Annotated in this window: 26 protein-coding genes; 6 read left to right on the forward strand and 20 right to left on the reverse strand. The window is 64.0% G+C overall.

Annotation, left to right across the window (positions count from 1 at the left end; all coding sequences use genetic code 11):
* Window positions 1-18 precede the first annotated feature (18 nt).
* Window positions 19-855, forward strand: a complete 837-nt coding sequence (locus tag IVB29_RS19980) for a transporter substrate-binding domain-containing protein (protein ID WP_247505072.1) — start codon at window positions 19-21, stop codon at window positions 853-855.
* Window positions 856-1,006: 151 nt separating this feature from the next.
* Here IVB29_RS19980 and IVB29_RS19985 read toward each other — a convergent pair whose 3' ends face one another.
* Window positions 1,007-1,699, reverse strand: coding sequence for a TetR/AcrR family transcriptional regulator (locus tag IVB29_RS19985; RefSeq protein ID WP_247505073.1), 693 nt, complete (start codon window positions 1,697-1,699; stop codon window positions 1,007-1,009).
* Here IVB29_RS19985 and IVB29_RS19990 point away from each other — a divergent pair.
* Complete coding sequence (locus IVB29_RS19990) at window positions 1,692-2,576, forward strand: SDR family oxidoreductase (RefSeq protein WP_249806441.1); 885 nt, start codon at window positions 1,692-1,694, stop codon at window positions 2,574-2,576. The two genes, IVB29_RS19985 and IVB29_RS19990, sit on opposite strands and share 8 nt — an antisense overlap.
* A 54-nt stretch (window positions 2,577-2,630) precedes the next feature.
* Here the strand turns inward: IVB29_RS19990 and IVB29_RS19995 are convergent, their stop codons facing one another.
* From IVB29_RS19995 to IVB29_RS20015, 5 genes are all read right to left on the reverse strand, one after another.
* Window positions 2,631-2,834 carry a hypothetical protein gene (locus IVB29_RS19995; RefSeq protein ID WP_247505075.1) on the reverse strand — a complete coding sequence of 68 codons (204 nt, stop codon included), beginning with the start codon at window positions 2,832-2,834 and terminating at the stop codon, window positions 2,631-2,633.
* Window positions 2,835-2,915: 81 nt separating this feature from the next.
* Window positions 2,916-3,206 (reverse strand): carboxylesterase family protein, encoded by a 291-nt coding sequence (locus tag IVB29_RS20000; RefSeq protein WP_247505076.1) that lies wholly within the window; start codon window positions 3,204-3,206, stop codon window positions 2,916-2,918.
* Window positions 3,113-4,579 (reverse strand): carboxylesterase family protein, encoded by a 1,467-nt coding sequence (locus IVB29_RS20005; RefSeq protein WP_247505077.1) that lies wholly within the window; start codon window positions 4,577-4,579, stop codon window positions 3,113-3,115. Before IVB29_RS20005 ends, IVB29_RS20000 begins: the two co-directional genes overlap by 94 nt.
* A 22-nt stretch (window positions 4,580-4,601) precedes the next feature.
* On the reverse strand, window positions 4,602-6,086 hold the full coding sequence (locus IVB29_RS20010) for a carboxylesterase family protein (protein ID WP_247505078.1): 1,485 nt from the start codon (window positions 6,084-6,086) through the stop codon (window positions 4,602-4,604).
* A gap of 23 nt (window positions 6,087-6,109) precedes the next feature.
* A complete protein-coding gene (locus tag IVB29_RS20015) occupies window positions 6,110-7,447 on the reverse strand; it encodes an MFS transporter (protein ID WP_247505079.1) in 1,338 nt (445 codons plus the stop codon).
* Between the two features lie 209 nt (window positions 7,448-7,656).
* Here IVB29_RS20015 and IVB29_RS20020 point away from each other — a divergent pair, with 209 nt between their 5' ends.
* Window positions 7,657-8,304 (forward strand): TetR/AcrR family transcriptional regulator, encoded by a 648-nt coding sequence (locus IVB29_RS20020; RefSeq protein WP_247505080.1) that lies wholly within the window; start codon window positions 7,657-7,659, stop codon window positions 8,302-8,304.
* 212 nt (window positions 8,305-8,516) lie between these two features.
* On the opposite strand, the gene IVB29_RS20025 is transcribed toward IVB29_RS20020, so the two are convergent.
* The 6 genes from IVB29_RS20025 to IVB29_RS20050 are packed head-to-tail and all read right to left on the reverse strand — an operon-like array spanning window position 8,517 to window position 14,407.
* Complete coding sequence (locus tag IVB29_RS20025; RefSeq protein WP_247505081.1) at window positions 8,517-9,302, reverse strand: ABC transporter permease; 786 nt, start codon at window positions 9,300-9,302, stop codon at window positions 8,517-8,519.
* Window positions 9,299-10,156 (reverse strand): ABC transporter permease, encoded by an 858-nt coding sequence (locus tag IVB29_RS20030; protein ID WP_247505082.1) that lies wholly within the window; start codon window positions 10,154-10,156, stop codon window positions 9,299-9,301. Before IVB29_RS20030 ends, IVB29_RS20025 begins: the two co-directional genes overlap by 4 nt.
* Before the next feature lie 27 nt (window positions 10,157-10,183).
* On the reverse strand, window positions 10,184-11,230 hold the full coding sequence (locus IVB29_RS20035; RefSeq protein ID WP_247505083.1) for an ABC transporter substrate-binding protein: 1,047 nt from the start codon (window positions 11,228-11,230) through the stop codon (window positions 10,184-10,186).
* Between the two features lie 20 nt (window positions 11,231-11,250).
* Window positions 11,251-12,558, reverse strand: coding sequence for an FAD-binding oxidoreductase (locus IVB29_RS20040; RefSeq protein ID WP_247505084.1), 1,308 nt, complete (start codon window positions 12,556-12,558; stop codon window positions 11,251-11,253).
* Between the two features lie 16 nt (window positions 12,559-12,574).
* Complete coding sequence (locus IVB29_RS20045) at window positions 12,575-13,291, reverse strand: HAD family hydrolase (RefSeq protein ID WP_247505085.1); 717 nt, start codon at window positions 13,289-13,291, stop codon at window positions 12,575-12,577.
* Window positions 13,292-13,324: 33 nt separating this feature from the next.
* Window positions 13,325-14,407, reverse strand: coding sequence for an ABC transporter ATP-binding protein (locus IVB29_RS20050; RefSeq protein ID WP_247505086.1), 1,083 nt, complete (start codon window positions 14,405-14,407; stop codon window positions 13,325-13,327).
* A gap of 212 nt (window positions 14,408-14,619) precedes the next feature.
* Between IVB29_RS20050 and IVB29_RS20055 the strand changes: the two genes are divergently transcribed.
* The gene (locus tag IVB29_RS20055; RefSeq protein WP_247505087.1) at window positions 14,620-15,558 is read left to right on the forward strand and encodes a LysR family transcriptional regulator; all 939 of its coding nucleotides are present in this window, start codon (window positions 14,620-14,622) and stop codon (window positions 15,556-15,558) included.
* Here the strand turns inward: IVB29_RS20055 and IVB29_RS20060 are convergent.
* From IVB29_RS20060 to IVB29_RS20090, 7 genes are all read right to left on the reverse strand, one after another.
* The gene (locus IVB29_RS20060) at window positions 15,555-16,457 is read right to left on the reverse strand and encodes a lipase family protein (protein WP_247505088.1); all 903 of its coding nucleotides are present in this window, start codon (window positions 16,455-16,457) and stop codon (window positions 15,555-15,557) included. The genes IVB29_RS20055 and IVB29_RS20060 overlap by 4 nt on opposite strands.
* 133 nt (window positions 16,458-16,590) lie before the next feature.
* Window positions 16,591-17,781 carry a mannonate dehydratase gene (uxuA, locus tag IVB29_RS20065; RefSeq protein WP_247505089.1) on the reverse strand — a complete coding sequence of 397 codons (1,191 nt, stop codon included), beginning with the start codon at window positions 17,779-17,781 and terminating at the stop codon, window positions 16,591-16,593.
* Between the two features lie 15 nt (window positions 17,782-17,796).
* Window positions 17,797-18,846 (reverse strand): L-idonate 5-dehydrogenase, encoded by a 1,050-nt coding sequence (locus IVB29_RS20070; RefSeq protein WP_247505090.1) that lies wholly within the window; start codon window positions 18,844-18,846, stop codon window positions 17,797-17,799.
* Entirely contained in the window at window positions 18,843-20,249 is a 1,407-nt protein-coding gene (locus IVB29_RS20075) for a TRAP transporter large permease (RefSeq protein ID WP_247505091.1), read from the reverse strand. The genes IVB29_RS20070 and IVB29_RS20075 overlap by 4 nt, the downstream gene beginning before the upstream one ends.
* Window positions 20,250-20,253: 4 nt before the next feature.
* Window positions 20,254-20,832, reverse strand: a complete 579-nt coding sequence (locus tag IVB29_RS20080) for a TRAP transporter small permease (RefSeq protein ID WP_247505092.1) — start codon at window positions 20,830-20,832, stop codon at window positions 20,254-20,256.
* Between the two features lie 216 nt (window positions 20,833-21,048).
* The gene (locus IVB29_RS20085) at window positions 21,049-22,008 is read right to left on the reverse strand and encodes a sialic acid TRAP transporter substrate-binding protein SiaP (protein WP_247505149.1); all 960 of its coding nucleotides are present in this window, start codon (window positions 22,006-22,008) and stop codon (window positions 21,049-21,051) included.
* An 88-nt stretch (window positions 22,009-22,096) separates the two neighbouring features.
* The gene (locus IVB29_RS20090; RefSeq protein ID WP_247505093.1) at window positions 22,097-22,909 is read right to left on the reverse strand and encodes a FadR/GntR family transcriptional regulator; all 813 of its coding nucleotides are present in this window, start codon (window positions 22,907-22,909) and stop codon (window positions 22,097-22,099) included.
* 143 nt (window positions 22,910-23,052) lie between these two features.
* Between IVB29_RS20090 and IVB29_RS20095 the strand changes: the two genes are divergently transcribed.
* Together IVB29_RS20095 and IVB29_RS20100 are read left to right on the forward strand one after the other, a co-directional pair.
* Window positions 23,053-24,537, forward strand: coding sequence for a mannitol dehydrogenase family protein (locus IVB29_RS20095; RefSeq protein ID WP_247505094.1), 1,485 nt, complete (start codon window positions 23,053-23,055; stop codon window positions 24,535-24,537).
* A 101-nt stretch (window positions 24,538-24,638) separates the two neighbouring features.
* Window positions 24,639-25,046: a nuclear transport factor 2 family protein gene (locus IVB29_RS20100; RefSeq protein ID WP_220011890.1), complete on the forward strand. Its 408-nt coding sequence runs from the start codon at window positions 24,639-24,641 to the stop codon at window positions 25,044-25,046.
* Between the two features lie 24 nt (window positions 25,047-25,070).
* Here the strand turns inward: IVB29_RS20100 and IVB29_RS20105 are convergent, their stop codons facing one another.
* Entirely contained in the window at window positions 25,071-25,820 is a 750-nt protein-coding gene (locus IVB29_RS20105) for an HAD family hydrolase (RefSeq protein ID WP_247505095.1), read from the reverse strand.
* Window positions 25,821-25,898 lie beyond the last annotated feature (78 nt).

Consider the following 25,898-nt stretch of genomic DNA (forward strand, 5'->3'; position numbering starts at 1 on the left):
CTTCAGGAGCAACTGCCCATGAATCGCAGGGACGCACTCACCACCGTCGCTCTCGCCGGCGCCGCGATGGCCGCGGCCGGTTCGGCGAAGGCCGACACCGCGCCGACGTCCACGCTCGACCGCATCAAGAAAAGCGGCCTGCTGCGGATCGCCGTCATCGCCGGCCAGGATCCCTATTTCCACAAGGACCTCACGACAAATCAATGGTCGGGCGCCTGCATCGACATGGCGAACGACATTGCCGGCAAGCTCGGCGCCAAGGTTGAGACGCTGGAATCGACCTGGGGCAACCAGATCCTGGATCTTCAGGCCGAGAAGATCGATCTTGCCTTTGCGGTAAATCCAACGCCCGAGCGTTCGCTGGTCATCGACTTCTCCTCGCCCATTCTGGTGCACTCCTTCACCGTCATCACCAAGAAGGGTTTTGCCAAGCCACAGACCTGGGCGGAGATCAACAAGCCCGAGGTCAAGATCGCCGTCGACATCGGCTCCACGCATGAGACCATCGCGCGGCGCTATTGCCCGAAGGCGACGATCCTCGGCTTCAAAGAGCGAAACGAGGCGATCCTTGCCGTCTCCACCGGGCGCGCGGACTGCAATATATCGCTCGCCGTGCTTTCAGTCGCGACCTTGAAGAAGAATCCGACGCTCGGCGAGCTCGCGGTGCCCCGGCCGCTGCTCACGCTGCCGACCAATCTCGGCATCCGTGCCGAAGGCGATCGCCGCTACAAGGATTTCCTCAGCGCCTGGGCCGACTACAACCGCGCGCTGGGCCAGACCCGCGAATGGATGCTCAAGGCTTTTGAAACCATCGGCCTCAGCGCGGATGACATTCCGCCGGAGATCCAGTTCTGACGGCCAGCCGGTGCAGCCATCATCCCCAACTCCGAGGAAGGCTGCGCGATTGCGCGGCCTGACTTCGTCTAGCGTTGTTTGGCGCATTGGCGTCTAACACATTACAGATGCCAGCTTCGTATCCCACAGCGGACATAGGCCAACGTCCATATCAGACGGCACGTCGGGGAGCGGCGACCGGAAGCAATGGCCACGCCGTCATTGCAAGTTCTACAACGCGGCGAAGCTCGCCGACAGTCGCGCCGGCTTGCGGTAAATTCATGATGGCTTGCAACACGCCGAGATAGTGCCACGCCAATCCCTCGATGTCGGTTGCCGCCAATTCTCCGCTTTCGACCGCCTCGCGCAAAATCTCGCCGATGATCGCGCGCTGCCGCGTAAGTCCCTGCCGCGCGACCGACTGTCCCGCCAGAGGAAGATCGACCATCTCGGCACAAGATCGGGCCAGCATGCACCCAGCGGGTCGTACCGTCTTGCCTCCCCTGGGCAGGAATTCGTGCATCAGCGCTTCGAGCTGTTGGCGCTTCGTGTCGCCGCGAACGGCGCTCATCCGCCTCACGACGCGCTCGACGTAAGTCGAAAGGACTTCCTGAAATAGCCCGTCCTTGTCTTGAAATCGCTTGTACATGCTGGACCGCGACAACCCCATCGCGGTCGTCAATTGATCGATGGACGAGGCCGAATAGCCGTGACGCCAAAACACATCCATCGCGGCATTGATCACGGCATCGTCATCGAATTGAGGTTTTCCGCTCATGACATTCCCGCTTGACATCATGGAACGATCGTTCCAATTATCCTGAACTGATCGTTCCAAGATACGAAAGGTTGTCCAGATGTTCAATCCCTCCGAGCCGGGAGCCGCCCGTCCACGCGTTGCGGTCGCCGGAGCCACAGGTCGCGTGGGCTCCGCCTTGATTTCGAAGCTGGTCACCGAACCGGTTGAGCTTGTGGCGTTGACCCGCGCGCCGGGCGCTGAACGCCTGCCGTCCGGGGTCTCCGTTGCGACGGTGGACTTCGATGCACGGTCAACTCTGGACGACGCGTTGCGCGGCGCTGACCGTTTGTTCCTCGCCCACGGCACGTCTCCCCGGCAGGTCGCCAATGAAATCGCGCTGATCGACGCAGCCGTGGCCGCCGGCGTCAGCCATATCGTCAAATTGTCCGTGTTGGGACCGCCGTCTCGGCTACATCCGTTTGACTGGCATATGCAAATCGAGGCGCATCTTGCGACCCGCGACGTAGGCTTTACGGTTTTGCGACCTTCGAGTTTCGTTGACATCCTGGCGCGGGCTGGCGCTCCAGTTGCCAACGACACATGGGGCGGGGCAGCGGGCGATGGATTGGTCAATCTGATCGACACACGCGATGTCGCAGATTCCGCGTTCGCCGTCCTTCTCGACGATGCGCACGTGACTTCTCAGCGCGCCTATCACCTGACCGGGCCAACCGCGGTGAGCATGCCTGAGATAGCAGATGAACTGTCCGGATTGCTTGGCCGCACCGTCACATATCAGCGCCGAAGCCCTGCAGAGCAGCGTGAGAAGCTGCTCGCTTCGGGACTCAGCGAGTTTGTCGCCGACCTGCTGCTCGGTCTGGATCGAGCTTTCTACGAATCAGTGCTCGCCGAGACCACATCAACCGTCCGCGCGTTGACCGGCCACGCTCCGCGCCCGGTAACCGATTGGCTAGGTGACAACATCTCGCTGTTTCGAAAATAGCTCAAGCTCGGGCAGTGCATCATGGACTTCGAAGTGCGGTGAAACCGCCCGATTTCAGAACAAGGCGGTGTTGAAGGCCTGTCCGTAGATCATTGCGGCCACAAGTGAGACCAGCAGGCCCGCTCCCGAGAAGATCAACAGTACTTTCAGAGTTTCGACGTCAACGTCGATTCTCGTCGCGCGGGATATTGCCTTTGCCAATGCAACCATCATCGCCAGCTCCGAAGCAGGCCGCGCGGAGGCGCGACCTGACTTCATCTAGCGTTGTCTGGCGTATTCGCGTGTGAAGCAGGTTACAGGTAATCCTGCAAAAACGCTTCATCTTAAGTCAGCCGCGCGTTAGTCCCGCGACACCCGCGGCGTCGAGGGCGTGACGTTCGCCGGCGTGTGGAAGTCGAGACGCGCGCGATTCTCCTCGCGCACGCCGCTATCGTCGCCAAACTCGACAAACTTTTGCGTCCCCTCGGCCCATTGCGGCCACGGCGTCGCCGGCGTACTCGGGTTTCCCGTGCGTGCGAAGGCGACGAGCGTGTCCATCATGCGCTCGGACAGCGCGCGGTCGAACTCGGTCCAGACCCGCGTGGTCCGGAACTTGTTGAAGGCGTCCTGGGTGCCGAACCAATAGGGCACGTCGGAGGTGTGATAGGCGCCGATCTTCTGGGGCTATCGAAGAATTCGACGTTGGCTGCGAACGGATGCACACGCGAGAACATGTACATGTAGAACGGCGCCTTGCCGGTTTTCGCCTGGGCTTCGGCCCAGTTGCGCGTGCCGATCTCCACCAGGCCCTCGCGCGCCGCTGTTAGGCCCATGGCCTTCGCCTCGCCGTCGGTCTTCGCTGGATAAAGCGCGAGGAAACGGTCGGCCTGGCCGCCATAAAGCTTTCGCGCAGCCGCGACGTAACCTTCCAGATTGACCGCCGTGCGCAGATCATTCGAGCTTTCGTCGCTGGTAAAACCCGCGACGGTCGCGACATCGTTCTGCTTGCCGGCGGCAAAAATGTTCGGAACGGTGTCGGGCAGGACGTAACCGTCGATATCGGGCGTGACCGCGATCGTGCCGGCACAGCCGAGCTGGCAATCCTTCTGGATCGCCAAAATCTTGTCGGCCTGGATCTGCCGCATCTCGGCAAGCGACGCTGCACCGAGCGCCGATTGCACCTCGAGGCCGATCTTCTCGGCGGCGGGCAGCGCCGGGAATTTGAAGCGATTGTCGAACATGCTGAGACTCATCGCGAAGCCGCGATGAAACAGGCCCTTCGCCAGCGGGCTCGCCTCCAGCGCCGACACCGACATGGCGCCGGCCGACTGCCCGGTGATGGTGACGTTGTCGGGGTCGCCGCCGAAGGCCGCGATGTTGCGCTTGACCCATTGCAGCGCCGCGACCTGGTCCATCAGGCCGTAATTGCCGGAGGCACGGTGCGGCGATTCCGCGGTCAGCTCGGGATGGGCGAGATTGCCCAAAATGCCGACGCGGTAGTTGAAGCTAACGAAGATCGTACCTTTCTTCGCAACGTTCTCGCCGTCATACACCGCCATGCCGCTGGAGCCGAGCGTAAAGCCGCCGCCATAGATCCAGACCACGACCGGCAGCTTCGCGCCCGCCTTCGCATCGGCGCTCGCCCAGATGTTCAGATAGAGGCAGTTCTCGCTAGTCGCCTCCTCACCAAAATAGTGATTGAGATTGTGCCGGCGCAGCACCTGGATGCACTCCGGTGCCAGCCGGTCAGCATGATAGGTTCCCTTCCACGCCTCGACCCTCTCGGGCGCGCGCCAGCGGAGATCGCCAAGCGGCGGCGCGGCGTAGGGGATGCCGAAATAGCCCTTTACGCCCGACGTCAATACCTTGCCCGAGACGGCGCCGGTATCGATGCTGACGGGATCTCCGGGAACGGGTGTCGCGACGATCTGCGCCGGCGCGGGCGAGGCCGCCAGCAAAGAGAAGATTGAGGCTATCGCAAGAACCGCGCGCGAAAGCACGCGCCCACTATCTGAAACGCTCATCCGATCTCCCTTTCTTTTCTTGTCAGGCGACGACTTCGGAACGGGACTGTTCGGTCAGCTCCGCCCACATGCGGACGCGCGCGCCTTCATTGAGAGGCACAATATGGAACGGCTGACCGAAGATTGCGAGCGGCTCCGTGGCCAGCTCGAATCGCGGCCAGGCTTCCGCAACACCCGGAGCACCTGTCGTGACGAACCGCAGCAAATTGTCTTGAAACCGCGCGGCGACGTCGATGTCGGCAGGCGTCATCGGCCCGCCCTTGCGCTTCAGGATCGGACGATCGACGAAATTTGGCAGATGCGCCCAGAGGCAGGCATTGTCGGCGCCGTGGGTCGGCCCTTGCGACAGGAACGGCTCCAGCGCCGGCCGATGGTCGAACCGGCTCAGCCACACCGCGCCGCCGGCCGCAGCATGAAGCCGCGCAAGCTCGGCCATCGGGCGGTGCCAGAACGCATCCGACAGCAGCGCTTCGTAAGCGTCTTCGTCGATGCGCGCCGTGGTGCGGTAGGACGCCAGCAGGCGCTCCCAGCCCGCGTCTCCGAACGCGGCACGCAGTTGCCGCTCGGTGGTGCGGATCATCGCGGCTGGCGGCGCGCTCTTCAAAAACATCACCATCTCGTCGCGGCAGGAGCCGAGCCAGAGCGGAATGTCGCGCAAGGTCCCATCGGCGAAGACATCGCACGGCTCGCGCGGGATCATTGTGCCATCGAGCACCGGGCCGAATATGGTGCTTGACTCCGTCTCGTCGCCGAGCTTGCGGCCGACCCGCTCCACCGCCGCAAAGAGTTTCGGCAGCGGCACCGTCGCGATCGCGCCTGGCTCGTGCTCGAGTTCGAGCTCGGCCAGTGTGCGGCGCGCGACGTCGTCGGCATGATCGGCGCTCATGATGGCGCGCCCGGGTGCACTGAGCGCGAGCGCGCGGGCGAACTTGCCCTTGGCTTGCAACAAGGTTGCGAGCGCGATCACCATCGACGCACCGGCCGACTGGCCGGACAGCGTCACCTGATCCGGATCGCCACTGAAGTTTTCGATGTTGGCATGCACCCAGTCGAGCGCCGCGAGCGCGTCCTGGAGCGCGAGGTTATTGGCCTCGCCCAATCCGTGACGGTGCAATTGCAGGAAGCCGAGCGGGCCGAGCCGGTAGTTGATGGTGACGATGACGGCCGGGCCGTGCGCGGCGAGGAATGCGCCATCATAGTCGGCGCCGCCACCGGTGACGAAGGCGCCGCCATGAATGAAGAACAGCACGGGCAATGGACGATCGACGCGGGTCGGCGTCCAGATGTTCAGGCTAAGACAGGATTGCTCCGCCTGATCGGGATGTCCGGGCTGCGGCGCATAAGCGCCGTAGTCCGTGCAGCGGCGGGGTTCGGCCCACGCAGGCGGCGGCGTCGCTTTGGCAAAGCGCCGCGCGATCGCAAAGGGCACACCCTTGAAGGCGCGGACGTGCCCTTGCTCGGCCCCAATGATAGGGCCGTGCGTGGTGGGAACAGCGTTGGTCAGCATGCGATAATGTCCCCGTCTTTCGTTCACGCGCTCCGCTTGCCGAGATCGGCAATGTCGACCTTGTGGGTTTCGCGCGCGGTCGATGCGGCCGCAGCCGAAGCGACACAGCAACCGGCGACAAAGATCGCAACCGGGATCCAGCCGTTCGGTCCCTCACCGACGAGGCTCGCGCTGATCAGCGGCGTGAAACCGGCGGCCAGGAAGCCGAGCTGGGTGCCGATCGCAGTGCCGGAATAGCGCACGCGCGCTTCGAACATCTCGGCATAGAACGACGGCCAGATCGCATTTGGCGCGGAATAGACGATGTACAGGACCATCGCTGCGGCGAAGATCGCGGTCGTGCTGCCCGACGTCACCAGCATGAAATAGGGGAACAGCAGCACGGCGCAGGCGAGCACGCCGCCGATGAACACCGGCTTGCGGCCGATCTTGTCGGCGAGCAAGGCCCAGAGCGGCTGCGCGATCAGCGCGGTGACGTTGCCGAGTACGCCGGCCCACAACATGGTCGGGCGCGCGACGCCGAATTTGCTCGTGGCATAGCCGAGCGCAAACACCGCGGTCAGCGTGCTCACCGTCGCGATCAGCGCACAGGCGATGACGCGCAGCACGTCCCGCCAGTAGTCGCGCAACAGCGCAACCACGGGGAAGCGCGCCACCTGATCCTTGCCTTTGATGTCTTCGAACACAGGCGTTTCCGGCATGGTCCGCCGCACCAGATAGGCAACCAGCAGCACCAGCGCCGAGAGCAGGAACGGAATGCGCCAGCCCCAGCTCAGCAGCTGGTCCTCCGGCAGGCTCGACACCGGAATGAACACCAGCGTCGCCAGGATCGCGCCGGCCTGGGTGCCGCTCAAGGTCCAGCTCGTGAAGAAGGCGCGGTTGGAATTGGCGGAATGCTCCAGCGTCAGCGAGTTGGCCCCGCTCTGCTCGCCGGCTGCCGACAGACCCTGCAACAATCGGAGCAGCGTGAGTATAACCGGTGCGGCGTTGCCGATCGTCTTGGCATCCGGCAACAGGCCGATCGCAAGCGTCGAGCAGCCCATCAGCACCAGCGTGAACAGCAGCACCGTCTTGCGTCCGATGCGGTCGCCGAAATGACCGAGAATCACGGCGCCCACGGGCCGCGCGATATAGCCGATGCCGAAGGAGAGCAGCGCGAGCAGCGTTCCGGTCGCCGGGTCGACATTGGCGAAGAACACTTTTGGAAAGATCAGCGCCGCCGCGGTGCCGTAGATGAAGAAGTCGTAGTATTCGAGCATGCTGCCGACGAAGCTGACGAGCGCGGCGCGCTTGGGCAGCTTGTTTTGCGTAGCTTCCGCGGCTGATGGCGCGCGCAGTGGTGCGGTTGACGTCAACGTCATTGAATTCTCCTCCCCCGGTGTCCGTTGCGGCTCGCATCGGGCGATCGCGCCTTGCGAGCGTTTTCTGGTTTTTGTTGCCGCAACCTTGGTTTGGATCCATAATGTACGAACTAGTACGTTTATGCAATACTTGTTGGATCAGCGCCTGAACGTGCGAAATTTGCCTTCACCTTCAAGGCCATCCGTGGAAACTGGCGGGACAAACAGCAATGCTCGAGCGCATGCCGCCCCCATCGAAGCGCACCAACGACCCCGAGCGCACCAAGCGCGACATCCTCGAAGTGGCGATGGCCGAATTCGCTTCGGAAGGCTATTCCGGTGCGCGCGTCGACGCGATCGCGGCGCGGACACGCACGTCGAAGCGCATGATCTACTATTACTTCGGCGGCAAGGAGCAGCTCTACCTCGCGGTGCTCGAAGAGGCCTATCGCAGCATCCGCGCGCTGGAGGACCAGCTCGACATCGCAAGCTGCGACGCCCGCGAAGGACTGCGCCGGCTGATCGAGGCGACCTTCGACCATGACGAGCGTAATCCGAACTTCATCCGCCTTGTCTCAATCGAGAACATCCACCACGGCAAGCACCTGAAACAGAATCTGCAACTGCGCCAGCTCAACGCCAGCGTGATCGCGACGCTCGACGGCATCCTCAAGCGCGGCCGCGGCGAAGGCGTCTTCCGTGACGACATCGACGCCATCGATTTGCATCTCGCCATCTCCTCCTATTGCTTCTTCCGCGTCGCCAACCGCCACACATTTGGGGCGCTGTTCGACCGCGACCTCAGCGAGCCGAAGGTGCTGGCGAAGAGCAGGACGCAGATCGTGGAGATGATTTTGGCGTGGCTGGGGAAGGTGTGATGAGCGAAAGAGCGGAGATGGTGGCCGCGCCACGCTCTCTCGTGTCCCGGACGCGCTGCAACGCTCTTGGCGTTGCTGCGCAGAGCCGGGACCCAGATAGCGGCACAGGAACGCTCGGACCAATGGGCCCCGGCTCTGCAGCGCACCGCTGAAGAAGCGCTGCGCTGCGTCCGGGGCACACGACACCACGAACGGAGTGGAGCTACCTCCCCTCACCCGGTCTTCTTCCTCCGAGTGCTCGCCAACAGCACCAGCATGAAGGACGCCGCCGTCATCAGTGTCGAGATCGCGGCAATGGTCGGGTCGATCTCGTCCCGGAGCGCGGTGAACATGCGCTTGGTCAGCGGCTGGTACTGCCCGCCCGAGATGAACAGCGCGACGATGGTCTCGTCCATTGCCGAGATGAACGCGAAGATGCCGCCGGCGATCACGCTGGACTTGATCTGCGGCAGCGTCACCGCGAAGAAGCTGCGCAACCGGTTCATGCCGAGGCTGCGCGCGACCATTTCCTGCGCGGGGTCGAAGCTCTGCATGCCCGCCAGCACCGAGATCACGACATAGGGCAATCCAAGCATCACGTTCGCCAGCACCAGGCCCGGCATGGTCGCAACCAGGCCGACCTTTGCATAGACGAAGAAGATGCCGACCGCGGTGATGATGATCGGCACCACCAGCGGCAGCAGCAGCGCCATGTGGATAACCCGCATGATGCGCAGCTTCGACTGGCTGATGGCATAAGCGGCGGCGACGCCGAGCGGCGTTGCGATCACGACGGTGAGGAATGCAACCGTCAACGTCACACGCGTCGCCTGCATCCAGGCGGAGTTGGAAAAATACTGCTGATACCAGCGCGTGGAGAACGACGGCGGCGGGAAGGTCAGGAAGCGCGCGCTGGAGAACGAGATCGGCGCGATGATCAGCACGGGGAGGATCAGATAGACCAGCACCAGGGTGCTGATCACGTAGAGGGCGATCCGTGCGGGCGAGATGCGCGTCATTTCTGCCCCAACACGCGTTCGAGCGAGATGAAGCGGCTGACGGCGAAGAAGATCACGAGCACGCTCAGGAGCAGCACGACGGCGACCGCGCTCGCCGCACCGAACTGGTTGTAGAGCTCGACATTGCGGCTTACCAGCATCGATACCATCACGGTGCGGCCACCGCCGAGCAGTTCCGGCGTGATGTAGAAGCCGAGGCAGAGCACGAACACCATGGTGCAGCCGGCGAGCACGCCCGGCAGCGACAGCGGCAGGAACACACGAACAAAAGTCAGCGACGGGCTCGCGCCCAGGCTGGCGCCGGCCTGCATCAGATCGCCGGGGATCTTTTGCATGGTGGCATAGAGCGGCAGCACCATGAAGGGCAGCAGGATATGCACGGTTGCCACCACCGTGCCGAAGGTGTTGTGGACTAGCGCGAGCGGCTCGCTGATCACATCCAGATAACGCAAAAACTGGTTGATCACGCCGGTGCGCTGGAGCAGCGCCAGCCAGGCATAGGCACGGACCAGCACGCTGGTCCAGAACGGCAGCACCACCAGCGACAGGATGAGGATGCTCCACCCTTTCGGCAACGAGTTGGCAAGGTAGGCCACGGGATAGCCGAGCAGCAGCGCAATGGCTGTCACCGCGAGGCTGATCTCGAAGGTCAGCGCAAAGCTGCGCCAGTAGATGTCTTCGGTAAAGACCCGGCGATAGTTTTCCAGCGTGAAACCGTCATGGTAGATCGACTGCCAGGCGAGCCAGCCGACCGGCAGCACGATCAACAGCAAAATCACAAGCAGCGCCGGCGACACCAATGCCAGCATCAGCCCGTGCTCGCGGCGCTGATGCTTTTGCGATGGATCGGACATTGATGTCGTCAACGCTGCCTCGCTCGCTTACTTCTGCATGAACGATGCCCAACGCTTCTCGGCGGCTTCGCCCGCGGGCGAGGACCACCAGGCGTAGGACATCAGCGCCTGCTTCGATGCGTTCGCGGGCTCGCTCGGCAATTGCGCGGCGCGCTCGGGCTTGATCACATTGGTCTCGAACGCTTTCGGGTTGCCCGGGCCGTAATCGATGTTGAGCGGCAGATTAGCCTGGTGCACGGGATCGACGGCCTCGTTGAGGAATTTCACCGCCGTATCGAGATTCGGCGCGCCCTTGAGGATGCAGAGCGAGGTACTCTGAAGGACGCCCTGGTTGTAGGTGAAGGCGACTTTTGCGCCTTCCTTGGCGACGGCGCTGACGCGGCCGTTCCACGCCATCTCCATGTCGACCTCGCCGTCATTGAGCAACTGCGCCGACTGCGCGCCCGAGGTCCACCACACCGTGATATGCGGCTTGATCTCTTCCAGCTTCTTGAAGGCGCGGTCGACATCGAGCGGATAGAGCTTGTCGGGTGCGACGCCGTCGGCCATCAGCGCCGCTTCCAGCGTGGCGATCGGGTGATTGCGTAGCGCGCGGCGGCCGGGGAATTTCTTGACGTCCCAGAAATCGACCCAGCTGTTCGGCACGTCCTTCGGGAAGGTCTTCTGGCTGTAGGCGAGCACGCTGGAATAGAACTCGTACGACACCGAATAGGGACTGCGATACGCCTCCGGCATTGCCGCCGCGTTCGGGATTTTCGAGAAGTCGAGCTTCTCCATCAGCCCCTGCTCGCCGCCGCGCAGGCAATAGCCGGTCGGGGTGTCCACGACATCCCAGATCGGCTTGCCGCTGCCCACTTGCGTCTTGATCGCGGGCCAGGCGTCGGGAATGGAGTCCTGGTTGATGGTGATGCCGAGCTTCTTGGCGGAGGGATCGAGGATCGCCACCGTCTGCGCCGCCTGATAGGCGCCGCCTTGCGAGACGAAGGTGATCTGCTCGGCGGCGCTGGCCGTCGTGGCAAATCCGATTGCGCCCAGCAGCGTGCAGCCCAATCCAAAGTGCTGTCTCATCGTCATCCTCGCCTCCTCCAAATAAATCACTGACCGATCGCATCGAGAAACTGGTACCAGCCGGCGACCATGCGCACGGCCGGTTCGCGCAACGGATAGAAAGGAATCGCTTTGAGGCGCCGTGCATCGAGCAGCCCGACATCGGGCGTCTCGCCGCGCACGAAGGCGGCGAGATAGCGGCCCATCAGGCTCGACATCGCAACCCCTGCGCCGTTGTAGCCCATCGAGACCAGCGTGCGGTCGTCGAGCCGGCCGATATGCGGCACCGAGTCCAGCGTCATCGCGACCAAGCCCGACCATTTGTAGGCGAGCGGGACATCGGCGAGATCAGGGAAGATGCCGACCATCGCCTTGCGCAATGCATCGAACGCGGCTTGCGAGTCCTGCTTGCCGAACGCACCGCGGCCCCCGAAGATCACGCGATTGTCGACCATGCGGAACCAGCGCATCATGCGCTTGGTCTCGGTGTAGGTGCGCCCGGTCGGCATCAGCCTTCCCGCGAGATTGCGCGGCAGCTGGTCGGTGGCGATGATGGCGCTGCGGAACGGGATCAGCGTGCGCTGCATCTGCGCGGTTGCATCGGTGAGGTCCGAATAGCTGTTGGTCGCGATGATCGCCTGCTTGGCGCGCACCGCGCCTTGCGGCGTCTCCGCGACGATGCCATCCTTCTCGCGCCGCAGCCTCAGCACCGGCGATTCCTGGAAGATGGGAACGCCGCGGCGCGCCACGCCATCGGCGAGGCCGCGCAGATAATTCAGCGGATGAATGCCGCCGGAGCCCGGATTGAGCACGCCGCCGACGAAAACGTCCGAGCCGGTCTCCTCGCGCACTTGTCCCTTGTCGAGGATACGGACCTCCGCATCGCCCATTTCCTGCTTCATCCACGCCACTTCGTCGATCGCGGCCTTCAGCGTCGTCTCGTTATGCGCGGCCTTGACCTGGCCGACGCGCGTCAACGCGGCGCTGGTGATGCCGAATTCGGAGACGAGCTCCTCGACGATATCAGTCGATTCATGCGCGATCTCGTACATGCGCCGCGCCATGGCGCGGCCGTGCACGGCGTCGACCTCGCGGAACGACAGGCGGAACTTTGCGGTGATCACGCCGCCATTGCGGCCACTCGCGCCCCAGCCGGGGCGGTTCGCTTCCAGCACGATCGGAGCGAGCCCGCTCTCGGCGACGTGGTGCGCCGCGGACAGGCCGGTATAGCCCGCGCCGATGATCACCACATCCGCCTGGCTCTCGCCCGACAGCACGGGATAGTCGCGCGCCGGCTCCGCCGTGGCTTCCCACAGCGAATTGGCCGATGGCAGCGCGCTCCAGTCCCGTGTCATGCCCGCGCTCCCGGATTTACGCCACAGGTCCAATCGCGGCGTCCGCAAGTGCCTTCAGCGTCGGGAAATGGAAGTCCGGTTTTGTCAGCGTCTCCACGGCCGGCGTGCCGCCAAAACCCGCGACGCCCTGACGGCGCTCGATCCAGCACACCTTGTAGCCGAGTTTTCGTGCGATCCCGATGTCGTGGTACTGGCTCTGCGCGACGTGCAGGATGTCCGACTGCTTGTAGCCGAAGGCAGACTGGCGGCCCTTGTTGTAGGCGAAGAACTCCGGATTGGGTTTTGCGACGCCGGTGTCGTCGGCGCAGACAGTATCGTCGAAGGGATTGCCGAGCGCATGCGCGTAACAGGACAGCGCGACACGGTCGGCATTGGTCATCGCCACCAGCCGGAATTTCGTGCGTAGCCGCTTCAGCGCCTCGGCGGAATCGGAGAACGGCCCCCAGCGCAGCACCGCGAGCTGGAATATGTCGCAGGATGCATCGTCAGACGCCAGCCCGAGCTCCTTGGCGAGATAGCGATAGACGTGGAACATCACCTCGCTCGAGCGCTCATAGTGCGCGTCGCGGCCGCGCTTGTAGGATTCGAATATCTCGTCGTCGCTGAGCTCGGCCGGTGTCTTGCCCGAGATCCTGCGCACCGCGGAGAGCACGCCGGTCTCGAAATCGATCAAGGTGCCGACGACGTCGAAGGTGAGAACCTTGAAATTGCTGAACGAGGCTGCTGACGACATTTTTTCTTCTCTCGGTTTGGACAAGGCTGGAGGCTAGTCGCTGCCCCTGGGCACGACGATGGTGTCCTCGGGGTGAAGGGTGACGGTCAAGCTGCCGCCGAGCGGCGGGATACGCTGGTACGCCTGGTGATAGGCTGGCTGGCGCAGGCTGAGCGCGATGCCGTCGGCAAGCGCCAGGAAAATGCGAAGGCTCTCGCCCTGATAGACGATGTCGGTGACCGTCCCGGTCAGGCGGTTGCAGGCGGCATCCTGCGCGCCGTCGTCGATCAGGAGTTTTTCGCTGTGCACGGCGAGCATCAGCGCATCGCCGTCAGGAATGGCGCGGGCGCTGCGCAACAGCGCATTGCCGAGCGCGACGCTGGACGCATCGAGGCGGCGGACCGGCAACATCGTGGCTTCGCCAATAAAACTCGCGACAAAGGAATCTGCGGGATGATCATGCAGCCGCTCGGGCGCGTCGATCTGGATCAGGCGGCCGTCCTTCATCACGGCGACGCGGTCGCTCATGGTCAGCGCCTCGCGCTGGTCATGAGTGACGTAGATGATGGTGGCGCCGATGCGCTTGTGCAGCGCGCGCAGCTCGATCTGCATGGATTCGCGCAGCTGCTTGTCGAGCGCGGAGAGCGGCTCATCCATCAGGATCAGGCGCGGCTCGAAGATCATGGCGCGCGCCAGCGCGACGCGCTGGCGCTGGCCGCCGGAGAGCTGCGCGATGCCGCGCTCTTCGTAGCCGGCAAGCCCGACCATCGCGAGCGCCGCGCGCACCTTGTCGGGCCAGATCGCTTTCGGCAGACGGCGTGCGCGCAAGGGAAAGGCGACGTTCTCGCCAACGCTCATATGCGGGAACAGCGCGTAGTTCTGGAACACGACGCCGATGTCGCGCTTGTGCGGCGGCATGTAAGTGACGTCGCGGCCGCCGAAGAGAATTGTGCCTGAGGTCGGCAGGATGAAGCCGCCCAAAATTCCGAGCAGCGTGGTCTTGCCGGAGCCGGAGGGGCCGAGCAGCGAGACGAATTCGCCGGCGCCGACATTGAGGGACACGTCGTCGAGGGCGCGTACGGCGCCGTAGGCCTTGCTGGCCGACCTGATCTCGACGCTTTCCGCTCGTTTGTCCAACGATCGACCTCGCCCGTGTCCCTGCAATGGCGTGCCTCACTGCGCGCCATAAGCCTGCTTTATAGACAGGGCGTTGAAGCAATCAGAGGCGCAGCGTGCGCCGCACCAAATCTTCGCTCGCAACCCCTGTGTTTAGGCTGTCATGCCAATGACACCAGACTTGGCAAAGTCCGGCAATTGCCAAATTCTCACCGCGCCCATAACATGGCGTTATGCCTGAGCTGCGCCGGATGCTGCCCTCCAGTAACGCCCTGTTCGTCTTTGACGCAGCGGCGCGCAATGGCAGCTTCACCGCGGCCGCCGCCGAACTGAACGTCACGCAGCCCGCGGTGAGCCGGATGCTCGGCCAGTTCGAGGAGCATCTTGGCGTCCGCCTGTTCGATCGCAAAGCTGGCCGCGCGGTGCTCACCGAGGAAGGCGAATTGCTTTATCGCCGCGTGCTCGAAGGCTTTCGCAGCATCGAGAGCGGACTGGTCGAGATCGAGCGGCGCCGCAAGGGCACCGAGACGGTGACGCTGTCGGTTTCTTCCGCCTTCACCACGCATTGGTTGATGCCGCGCATCGACAAGCTGCAGAAACAATTTCCGCAAGTCGATTTGCGCTTCCAGCTGATCTCCGGCGCGCTGCGCGGGCCGGTGGAGAATGTCGATCTCGGCATGCGTTTTCGCGATCGCGACGAGCCGTCGTCCGGCGGCACGCTGGTGATGAAGGAAGTGATGCTGCCGATGTGCAGCCCCGGCTATCTCGGCGCCACCGATCCCACTGAGAGCAACACCATCATCCGCCTCGCCGAGACGCCCGGCGACTGGGCCGCGGATTACGCATCGCTGCTCACCGGACGCCGCGGCGCGGCCAAGGCGCTGAGCTTCACCGACTATGCCGTCGTGGTGCAGGCCGCTTTGCTCGGCCAGGGCATCGCGCTCGGCTGGCTGACGGTCGCCTCGCATTGGCTGCTGACCGGCGCGCTGGTGCCGGCCTCCGACCGGCTGACCACCACGCGGCGCATCTGCGAATTTCTTCCGCCGCGCAACCGGCCGATGCGCCCGATCGCCACCGAGATCCGCGACTGGATCAGCGCGCAGATGCACAGCGAGATCGCGGCGATCGATAAGCTCTATCCAAAACTCGGCGCGATGGCGGCGTGCTACTAAACCGGCGTCAGCGCGGCACAGTAACGATCCGGCAGGTGGTCGCCGATCCCCGGCGGCAGGGCCACGGTAAGCTGGCCGAGCGTATCCCTCCGCGCATTCTGCGAGAAGCCCACGAAGAGACCGCGGAGCTGCTCTCCCAATCCGGCCTCCGCCATCGGCTCGTCTGAACCGGGAGCCGGCGGTGTGGCAGCGAATTTCGCACCGGAAGCACAGCCCAGATAACCGCCGACGTGGTGGAAACCAAGGAGTGGCGGCGGCACCGTCGGGACGATGTCGGCGCCGTGCACCAGACGATAGGTCGTCGCTCCGAGCGAGATGTTATAGGGCGCGACGAAGTCGGCCCGGCCAACGCGCGGACAACCGAACAGATAAATCTGCGCGTTGCCAAGTTGAAGTTCGCGGCGTGCGACATCCGCGATGACCACCGCGATGGCGGCTCCGAGACTGTGTCCGGTGATGAAGATCGGCGAGCCGGCATCGAGTGCGGCCTTCAGCGCGTCCTTCACGTCATTCCAGACGGCTGCTGCCGCGTCGCGGAAACCCTCGTGTACGGCCGACTGCGGCCGGCCGAGCGTGAAGTCACTGACCCAGTTCAGAAGATGAAGCGGATCAGTGCCCGCGAAGGCCACGATGGTCGCATCGTCTCGTTTGGCGATGACACCCCGCGTGTCCGTCATCGGCAGCGACGATTTGGCGGGCTTGCTCAACACCGTGACACCGGAGAGCTGGAAAAACCCGGAAACGTCTTTGATCGTTGCGGGTACATGCGTCTCGTAGGCGAGCTGCGACATCCACATCATCGCGCGCGCAGTGCCGAGGTTGAAGGTACTGGATGTGTTGAAACCGGAGAAGGCGGCCCGATCATATTGCTCCGGCGGGCGCTCGACTAGGAAGCTCATGTTCAGCTCCTATAAATGGCCTGTGGCTGCAAATGTCAGTCAAAATGCAATGCAGCCACTCTGGCACACATGGGAACCGAAGACAATCTCCGCGAGTAACGGGCCGAGCGCGCCTTAGGGAGGCCCTGCTGTCCTATCGATGCTCGATCGCGCGGATCGCGCCGCGGAGTTCGGCTAAGCCGCGGAGACGGCCGATTGCGGTGTAGCCGGGATTGATGCGCTTGGTGGCGGCGAGATCGTCGAGCATGCGGTGGCCGTGATCGGGACGGAACACGATTCTCTTGTCCGGCGCGCGCCGCGCATTCTCCTTCAGCAGCGCCTTGAGCACCGCGACCATGTCGACGTCGCCGTCGAGATGATCGGATTCGTAGAATGACAGGCCGTCAGCCTCGCGCTTGGTCGCGCGCAGATGGGCGAAGGCGATGCGCGGGCCGAAGCGCTCGGCCATGGCGGGCAGATTGTTCTCCGCGCGCGCGCCGAGCGAGCCCGTGCACAGGCAGATGCCGTTCGCCTTCGACGGCACGGCGTCGAACAGCGCCTGGTAATCGTCGGCGGACGACGCAATGCGCGGCAGGCCGAACAGCGGACGCGGCGGATCGTCGGGATGCAGCGTCAAGGATACGCCGAGCTGTTCGGCCACCGGTGCGACGCGACCAAGGAATTCGGCGAGATGCTGCCGCAGGATTTTTGGCGTGATGTCGCGGTAGGATTCCAGCCGGTCGCGGAATTGCGGGATCGTCATCGGTTCGGTGGTCGAGCCCGGCAGCGCGCTGGCGATGACCATGATGAGATAGTCGATATCGGACTGGCTCATCTGGTCGAACAGCTTTTTCGCGCGGGCCTGCTGCTCGGGCGAATATTCCTGCACGGCGGCGGGCCGCTTCAGAATATGCAGCTCGAACGCCGCGAACCGATCCTGGTCGAAGCGCATGGCGCGAGCGCCGTTCGGCAACTCCCATTCCAGATCGGTGCGGCACCAGTCCACGACAGGCATGAAATTGTAGCAGATGATCTTGATGCCTGAGGCGGCGACCGTTTCCAGGCTCGCGATCCATGCCTCGATCGACTTGGTCGCCTTTCCGCCGAGACGCTTGACGTCGTCGGGGATCGGGATCGATTCCACCACCGACCAGGTCAGCTGCGAGCGGCCGGGCTGGCCGTTCTCGATAAAATTCTTGCGCTCCTCGACCGCCTTGCGCGTCCAGGCTTCCCCGATCGGCACCTGATGCAGCGCCGAGACGATATCGGTCGCCCCGGCCTGCCTGACGTCATCCAAGGACACGGGATCATCGGGCCCGTACCAGCGCCATCCTTCTAACATCATGGTCGTACTCTCCGATCAGTTCGCGGTCAGCACGACCTTGACGCTCTGCGAGCGGTCGAGCGCGAGCCGCAGCGCGTCCGGCGCGGTCGACAGCGGCCGCTCGGCGGTGACAAGCGACAGCACGTCGATGCTGCCGGCGCCAATCAACTCCACTGCGGTCATGAACTCGAAGCCGAAGCGGAACGAGCCGCGCAGGTCGATCTCCTTCGCCATCACGGCGTTCGACGGCGTCGGAATCTGGCCGCCCGGCAGATTGCCAATCTGCACCACCACGCCACCGCGCCGGACGATGCCAATCGCACTGGCAAGGCCCGCAGCCGTGCCCGAGACTTCAAAAGCGACATCGTAAGGACGCGAAGCAGCCTGCGCCTTCAGTCCTTCCTCGCCGGCCGAGACGTTCTCGACATGCGATGCGCCGAGTTTGGTCGCGAAAGCCAGCGGCGCCGGCGCGATGTCGGCCACCGTGACATCGGCCATGCCGGCACGATGCGCCGCGAGCATGGTCAGGAGCCCGATCGGGCCGGCGCCGAAGATAATGCCGCGCTTGCCCTCGATGTTGCCGGCGCGCGCGACCGCGTGCAGGCACACCGCGAGCGGCTCGGCCAGCGCCGCGGCCTGATAGGAGACATGGTCCGGAATCTTTACGCACTGCGCGGGGATGGCGTCGAAATAATTGGCGAAACCGCCCTGCATGTGCGGCGTCTTCGACGCCGAGCCCATGAAGTAGATGTTTTCGCAGAGGTTCGGCCGACCCTCGCGGCAGGCAACGCAATGGCCGCACCAGCGCGACGGGTTGACGGCAACGCGGTCACCGACCTTCAGGTTCGCCGCCGAGCCCGAGATCTCCACGACCTCGCCCGAGATCTCGTGGCCGAGCACCAGCGGCGATTTCACCACGAAATCGCCGGTGCGGGCGTGGCGGAAGTAATGCATGTCCGAGCCGCAGATGCCGCCGGCGCCGAAGCGGATGCGCACCATGCCTGACGCGAGCTTGTCGAGCGGATGCTCGATCATGCGCAGATCTTCGGGGCCGAACAGGGTTGCGGCGAGAGCAGTCGAGGTCATTTGGAGAGTCCCATGTATTTTGGCAGCCAGAGGGTGAGTTCGGGAATGTAGGTGATCGCGATCAGCGCGAGCATCAGTGGCACCAGCCAGGGCAGGATCGCGACCGTCGTGCGCTCGACCGAGAGCTTTGCCACGCGAGCGAGCACGAACAGCACCATGCCGAGCGGCGGATGCAGCAGGCCGATCATCAGGTTCAGCGTCATGATCAGGCCGAAATGAATGGGATCTATGCCGAGCTTGAGCACGATCGGCAGCAGGATCGGCACCAGGATGGTGATCGCCGCCGTGGTGTCGATGAAGCAGCCGACGAACAGGATCAGCACGTTGGCGAGCGCCAGGAACACCCATTTGTTGTGGGTGATGCTGAGCATCCAGTCCGACAGCAACTGGGCGGCCTGCGACACCGTCAACAGCCAGGCGAAGATCGAGGCGGCCGTGACGATGAACAGCACCGAGGCCGTGGTCTCGATGGTGTCGAAGGTCGCCTTCGCCACCGTCTTCAAGGTCATGGTGCGGTAGCGGACGAGGCCGAGGAACAGCGACCAGATCACGGCGGCGACCGCGGCTTCCGTCGGCGTGAACCAGCCCAGCGTCATGCCGCCGATCAGGATCACCGGCGCCATCAGCGCCATCACCGCGGAGAAGTCGAAGTACCAGTCGATCGCGAGCAGCACGCCGAGACCGATGACCACCGCCATGTTGGTCGACATGCCGGCGACGACCATCAGCCAGATCGCGAGCGGAAACGCGAGCACAATGGCGATCTCGAGGCCGGCCGAGCCGAGCTGCGGCCAGGAGAACGGCGTGTCGCTGCCCCATTTGTTCTTGTGCGCGAAATAGGTGACGGTGGCCATCATCAGCAGCGTCAGGACGACGCCGGGAATGATGCCGGCCAAAAACAGCGCGCCGATCGAGACGTTCGCCATCATGCCGTAGATCACGAAAGGCAGCGACGGCGGAATGATCGGCCCGAGCGTCGCGGAGGCCGCGGTGACGCCGACGGAGAACTCCGTGGTGTAGCCGTGATCCTTCATCGCCTTGATCTCGATGGTGCCGAGACCGGCGGCATCCGCAATGGCTGTGCCGGACATGCCGGAGAAGATCACCGAGCCGATGATGTTGACGTGGCCGAGGCCGCCGCGCATCCAGCCGACCAGCGCGACGGCGAATTTGTAGATGCGGCCGGTGACGCCGGCGATGTTCATGAGGTTGCCGGCCAGGATGAAGAACGGCACGGCGAGCAGCGGAAAGCTCTCGACGCCGGCGATCATGCGTTGCGCCAGCGTAACATCGGGCGTCACGCCGCTGACCAGGATGTAGAGCAGCGACGACGCAGCCATGGCAATCGCCACGGGAACGCCGAGCAGCATCAGGATGAGAAAGCCTCCAAGCAACAGCAGCATAACTTTACCCTTCAAAACCGTCGTAAGCGCCGGGACGTTCGAGGATCGAGTAGCCCTGTCGCAAATGTTGTATGGCCACCTGCACCGAGCGCACGAACATCAGCACGAAGCCCGCCAGCACGGCGTAGTAGACGTAGTCCTTGGGCAGATTGATCGTGGTCATCGACTCGTCGCCGATGATCTGGATGTAGACCCAGACCAGCTTGATGGCGTAGCCGAAGAAGGCGATCCGGATCAGGTCGATCGCCGTGGACAGCCCGCGCGCCACCAGGTGGGGCAGATAGCGATAGATCAGGTCGACCTGGATATGCCGCGACAGCCGCACGCACATCGAGGAGCCGATGAAGACCACGCCGATCAGGCAGTAGGTCGCGATCTCCTCGGTCCAGGCATAGCTGTCATTGAGCACGTAGCGGGTGAAGAACTGGAGGAAGACGGCGAGCGCCATCACCCAGAAGATCGCCAGCGCGACCCAGTCCTCGAAAGCGTAGACGCCGAGATCGACCTTCGGCACCGCCTCCTCCTCGAAGGTATGGGCGATCTCGTCCCCGGTGATTTGCCGGTGCACTTCGACGCTCGACATGTGGCTACTCCTTCAAACGACTTAGTTCTTCTGCGTCAAACTCGCTTCCGCTCCTCATGCTGAGGAGCTTGCGAAGCAAGCGCCTCGAAGGACGGCCCCGGGCGACACTTGAGTGGCGCCGGGGCCTTCATGGTTCGCCCGGCGATGCGAAGCATCGTCCGGAGACGCGCGTTCTGCGCTCCTCACCATGAGGGTCTTGCAGCGAGACTGGCGTCGTTACTTCACGTCCTGAATCCGTTCCCAGTCAGCCTTGCGGTAGCCAAACGTCTCGAACGGAACGTTCTTCAGCACGGTGTCGCGGAACTCGTTCTTGTCGACCTCCGTCACAGTCAGGCCCTTCTCCTTGAAGAAGGCGACCAGCTTGGCTTCGTTCTGCTTGATCTCCGCGGTCGCCTTGGCGGAAGCTTCCTGCGCCACGTCGGTGAAGATCCTCTTGTCCTCGTCGCTGAGCTTCTTCCAGAGCGCGCCCGCCACCACCGTGTTGAGATGGTCGACGATGTGGCCGGTCAGCACGATGTGCTTCTGCACCTCGTAGAACTTCTTGGCCTCAATCGTGGTCAGCGGGTTCTCCTGGGCCTCGACGGTGCCGTTCTGGAGCGCGAGATAGACTTCGGCGAACGCGATCGGCGCGGTGTTGGCGCCGCAGGCGCGCGGCATTGCGAGATACGCCGGCACATCGGGCACGCGCATCTTCAGGCCCTTGAGGTCAGCGCAGGTCTTGATCGGCTTGTTCGACGAGGTCTGGCGCACGCCGTAATAGGTCACCGCGACGATGTGGTGGCCGCTCTTGTCCTCATAGCCCTTGGCGAGCTCCTTGAAGATGTCGCTCTTGGTGTAGGCGAGCAGATGGTCGGCGTCGCGGAAGGTGTAGGGATAGTAGGTCACGCCGATCGGCGGAAAGCTCTTGGCCGCGAAGCTCGAGCCGGAGATGATGATGTCGACCGAACCGAGCGAGAGGCCCTGGTTGATGTCGGCTTCCTTGCCGAGCTGCGACGCCGGATAGACGTCGATTGCATAGCGCCCGTTGGTGCGCTTGCCGATCTCCTGCGCGGCCCAGACCGAAGCGGTATGGAACGGCTCCGAGGTCTCGTAGACATGCGCCCATTTGAGCTTGGTCTGCGCCATGCCGGGATTGGTCACCGCGAACATTGCCGCGGCCGAGACCGCCAGCACCATCGTCATTTTCTTCAACACTGACTTTTCCTCCATCTTCTAAGTCTGCTTCTTGTTCGCCCGCCCCTACGCGGATGCGGGCCGCCCAATCTCATCGCCGCCGCGTACTGCCGCTTTTGGCCTGCTTCTTCGGCGCTCTCTTTGGTTTTGCCGGCTTGGCCGCGGCTCGCGCCGGCCGAGCTCGCCCGTTGGTCGAACCCGGGGCGCCCTCGGCGCCAAAATTCTGCGCAAAGCGTTCCTGCGAGCGCGCCAGATGTTTTCGCATGGCATCGCGGGCGGCATCGGGATCATGCGCAGCAATCGCGTCGCGCACGGCGCGGTGCTCATCGAGCGCAGTGCGCCAGGTGCCCGGGCTCTCGAAATAATGTGCAAGCTGCGCGAAATAGGGATTGAGCCGCTGGTCGAACAGCTCGCCGACCACGCGCACCAGAACGGCATTGCCGAGGCTTCCGGCGATCGCGACGTGGAACGCACGGTCGTGCACCATCGAGGCTTCGCCGGGATGCTCGACATTCTCCATCGCGACAAGCGACGCGTCGATGCGGGCGATATCGTCGTTAGTCGCCACGCGCGCGGCTTGCTCGGCGATGGCGCCTTCCAGGAATTCGCGGGCGCGCAACAGCTCGAACGGGCCTTCGATGCCGGCGGCTGGCAGCGCGGGCGCGGCATCCGCGGGCTCGGTCACATAGATGCCTGAACCGACGCGAATGCGGACGCGACCTTCAACCTCGAGCGCGATCAGCGCTTCACGGACTGTCGGCCTGGAGATCTTCAGCTGCTCGGCAAGCTCGCGCTCGGTCGGCAAGCGGCTGCCGACCGCGTACTCGCCGCTGTCGATCAGGCTTCGCAATTGATCGGCGACCTGGCGATAAAGCCGTCTCGCCTCCACAGCTTCCAGCGGCACGCTGGTCCTCCCGAAAGGGTCGTACGGGGACTTCACGCCCGCGGCCCGCCAATTTTTGGATAATTGGCCTTACCAATTGACCGGAGCATTGACCTGATACGGGTGCCATGTCAAGCAGCGGCCAAACACAGGGAGAGACGACCATGCGGCTTAATCCAGAGCGCCTTGGCCGCGCCAATCTCGACCGGCTGGCACCTCGCATCCGCCGCCCGGCCTATGACCGTTCACGCGTCACGCCCGGCATCGTGCATCTTGGTCTCGGCGCCTTTCATCGCGCCCATCAGGCCGTCGTCGTCGACGATTGCCTCGCCACTGGGGCCACATCGTGGGGCATCATCGGCGCAAGCCTGCGCAGCCCGGATACGCGCGACGCCCTCGCCCCGCAGGATCATCTCTATACGGTCGCCGTGCGCGCCGCCGAAGGCACCGAGCACCGCGTGATCGGCGCGCTGCTCGACAGCGTCGTCGCGCGCGAGAAGCCGGCGGCGCTGGTCGAACGGATGGCCGATCCCGCCATTCGCATCGTTTCCCTGACGGTCACCGAAAAGGGCTATTGCCACACGCCGCAGACCGGCGATCTCGACGAGCGGCATCCTGATGTCGTGCACGACCTCAACAATTTTGATGCGCCGCGCTCGGCCCCGGGCTTCATCGTGGCTGCGCTGGCGCGCCGGCGGGCGCAGGGGCTTGCGCCCTTCACCGTGCTCTGCTGCGACAACCTCGCCGCCAACGGCCACACCGTGCAACGGATCGTGACGCAGTTCGCGGCGCTGCGGTCGAAGGATCTCGGCAAGTGGATCGCGGATGCGGCCGCCTTCCCTTGCACCATGGTCGATCGCATCGTGCCGGAAACGACTGATGCCGACCGCGATGCGGTCGCCTCGGCGCTCGGCATGCGCGACGCATGGCCGGTCATGACCGAACCGTTCACGCAATGGGTGGTCGAGGATCGCTTTGCCGCAGGCCGGCCCGATCTTGCCGCAGCCGGCGTCGAGCTCGTCACCGACGTCAAGCCGTTCGAGCTGATGAAGCTGCGCCTCCTCAACGCCAGCCATTCCGCGCTGGCCTATCTCGGCTATCTCGCCGGCTATGAGACCATCGCCGACACCATGCAGGATCCGCATTTCGCGCGCCTTGCCGCGCAGGTGATGGAAGAAGCCGCGGTGACGCTGACGATGCCATCCGGCACGGATCTCGCAGCCTATCGCGCCTCGCTGCTCAAGCGCTTTGCCAATCCGGCGCTGCATCACCGCACCTGGCAGATCGCGATGGACGGCTCGCAAAAGCTGCCGCAACGCCTGCTCGGCGCGATGCAGGACCGCCTCGCAAAAGGCCTGCCGATCGCAACGCATGCGCTCGCGGTCGCCGGCTGGATGCGCTACGTCACCGCGCTTGACGAGCAAGGCCGCGCCATCGACGTGCGCGATCCGCTAGCCGCCGAGTTCGCCGCGCTGGCGCGTGAGGCGGGCCCCGTCGCGGAAAAGCTCGCGCCCGCATTGCTCGGCGTCGGAAAAGTGTTCGGACCGCTGGGCACTGAACCGCGCCTGCGCGAGGCCGTGACCTCGGCGCTCGGCCGTCTTTATAAGGATGGCGCGCGGCGGGCGGTGGAGACGTCAGTCTCGGCGTGACTACAAAGCGGGCAGCAATGCTGCACTGCGGTCAAAATCGAACGCAAAATCGATCGGAAGTCGCGCTTGATTTTTGCCTGCCATTGCCGCACCCGAGAGGCATGGCAAAGGACAGCAAGATCATCGCCGCAAACGCGGCTTTCTACGACGCCTTCTCGACCGGCGACTTCGACGGAATGGAGCGGATGTGGGCGGATGACGACGCCATTTCCTGCATCCATCCGGGCTGGCCTGCGATCATCGGACGTGCCACCGTGATCGGAAGCTGGCGCGACATCCTGCAAAACCCTGAAAGGCCGCAGATCACCTGCGCCGAACCGCAAGCGATCGTCGATGGCGACAGTGCCCGCGTGCTCTGCATCGAGATCGTCGACGGCACCGCTTTGGCCGCCGCCAACCATTTTCGCCGCGTCGGCGACGGCTGGCGCCTGGTGCATCACCAGTCGAGCCCAATCGCGCAGATTGTCGAGCAGGCCGAGGACGATAGAGCGAGCCACCGGGTGCACTAACCACAGCCCTCACGCGGGCGTGATCTACTGTGCATGGGGTTGTTTTTCACTTTTTTGTTTTGAGCCCCCGAGTTCCGACAGATCATCCAGCACCGCTCGCGCTTCGCTGAAGTCATCGTCCCGGAAAAACATGCTTTTGGTAATGAGGACGGGGATGCCAGCACGCGAGGCCGCGATCAGTCCATTGCCGGAATCCTCGATCGCGACACACTCGGAGCCGTGCAGCCGCAGTCGGGCCAGGACTTCGAGATAAACATCCGGCGCCGGCTTCTTGTGCCTGACTTCATCACCAGCGACCACCGCATCGAAGTCCGCGGCCCAGCGCTTGCCGAGCGCCGGTGACAGCAGCGCATCGATATTCCCGTGCGAGGTCGTGGTCGCGATTGCGCGCCGCTGGCCGCGCGTCCTGGCCGCAGTGAGCAGGTCCGATACGCCGGGCCTTAAGGGACAGCAGCCGGTTTCGATCAGCTCCCCATAATGCGCGGTCTTGATGCGGTGAAGCTCGGCGATATCAGCATCCGGCAAAGGCGGAGCGCCCCCCAGCCTTGCGTGGTAGGCGCGCATGCGCTCCTTGCCGCCGGTCACCCGCAGCAGGTCCTTGTAGACGGCGCGGTCCCATTGCCAGCCGAGGCCGGCCCGGGCAAAGGCGTGGTTGAAGGCCTGCCGGTGCAGCTCCTCGGTCTCGGCCAGGGTGCCGTCGACGTCGAAGATCAGCGCGGCCGCATGGCGGATCAGTCCGGCGGCGCCGGATGGCGCGATCGCTTCTGCCTGCATGATCGGCACCTCCTCCCGATACGCGACCATCGCCCGCACTGGCAGGCGAGTAAAATCGCAATATCTTTTGCCGGACCC

The organism is Bradyrhizobium sp. 1, from assembly GCF_023073315.1.
In the GTDB taxonomy this organism is placed as follows: Bacteria; Pseudomonadota; Alphaproteobacteria; order Rhizobiales; family Xanthobacteraceae; genus Bradyrhizobium.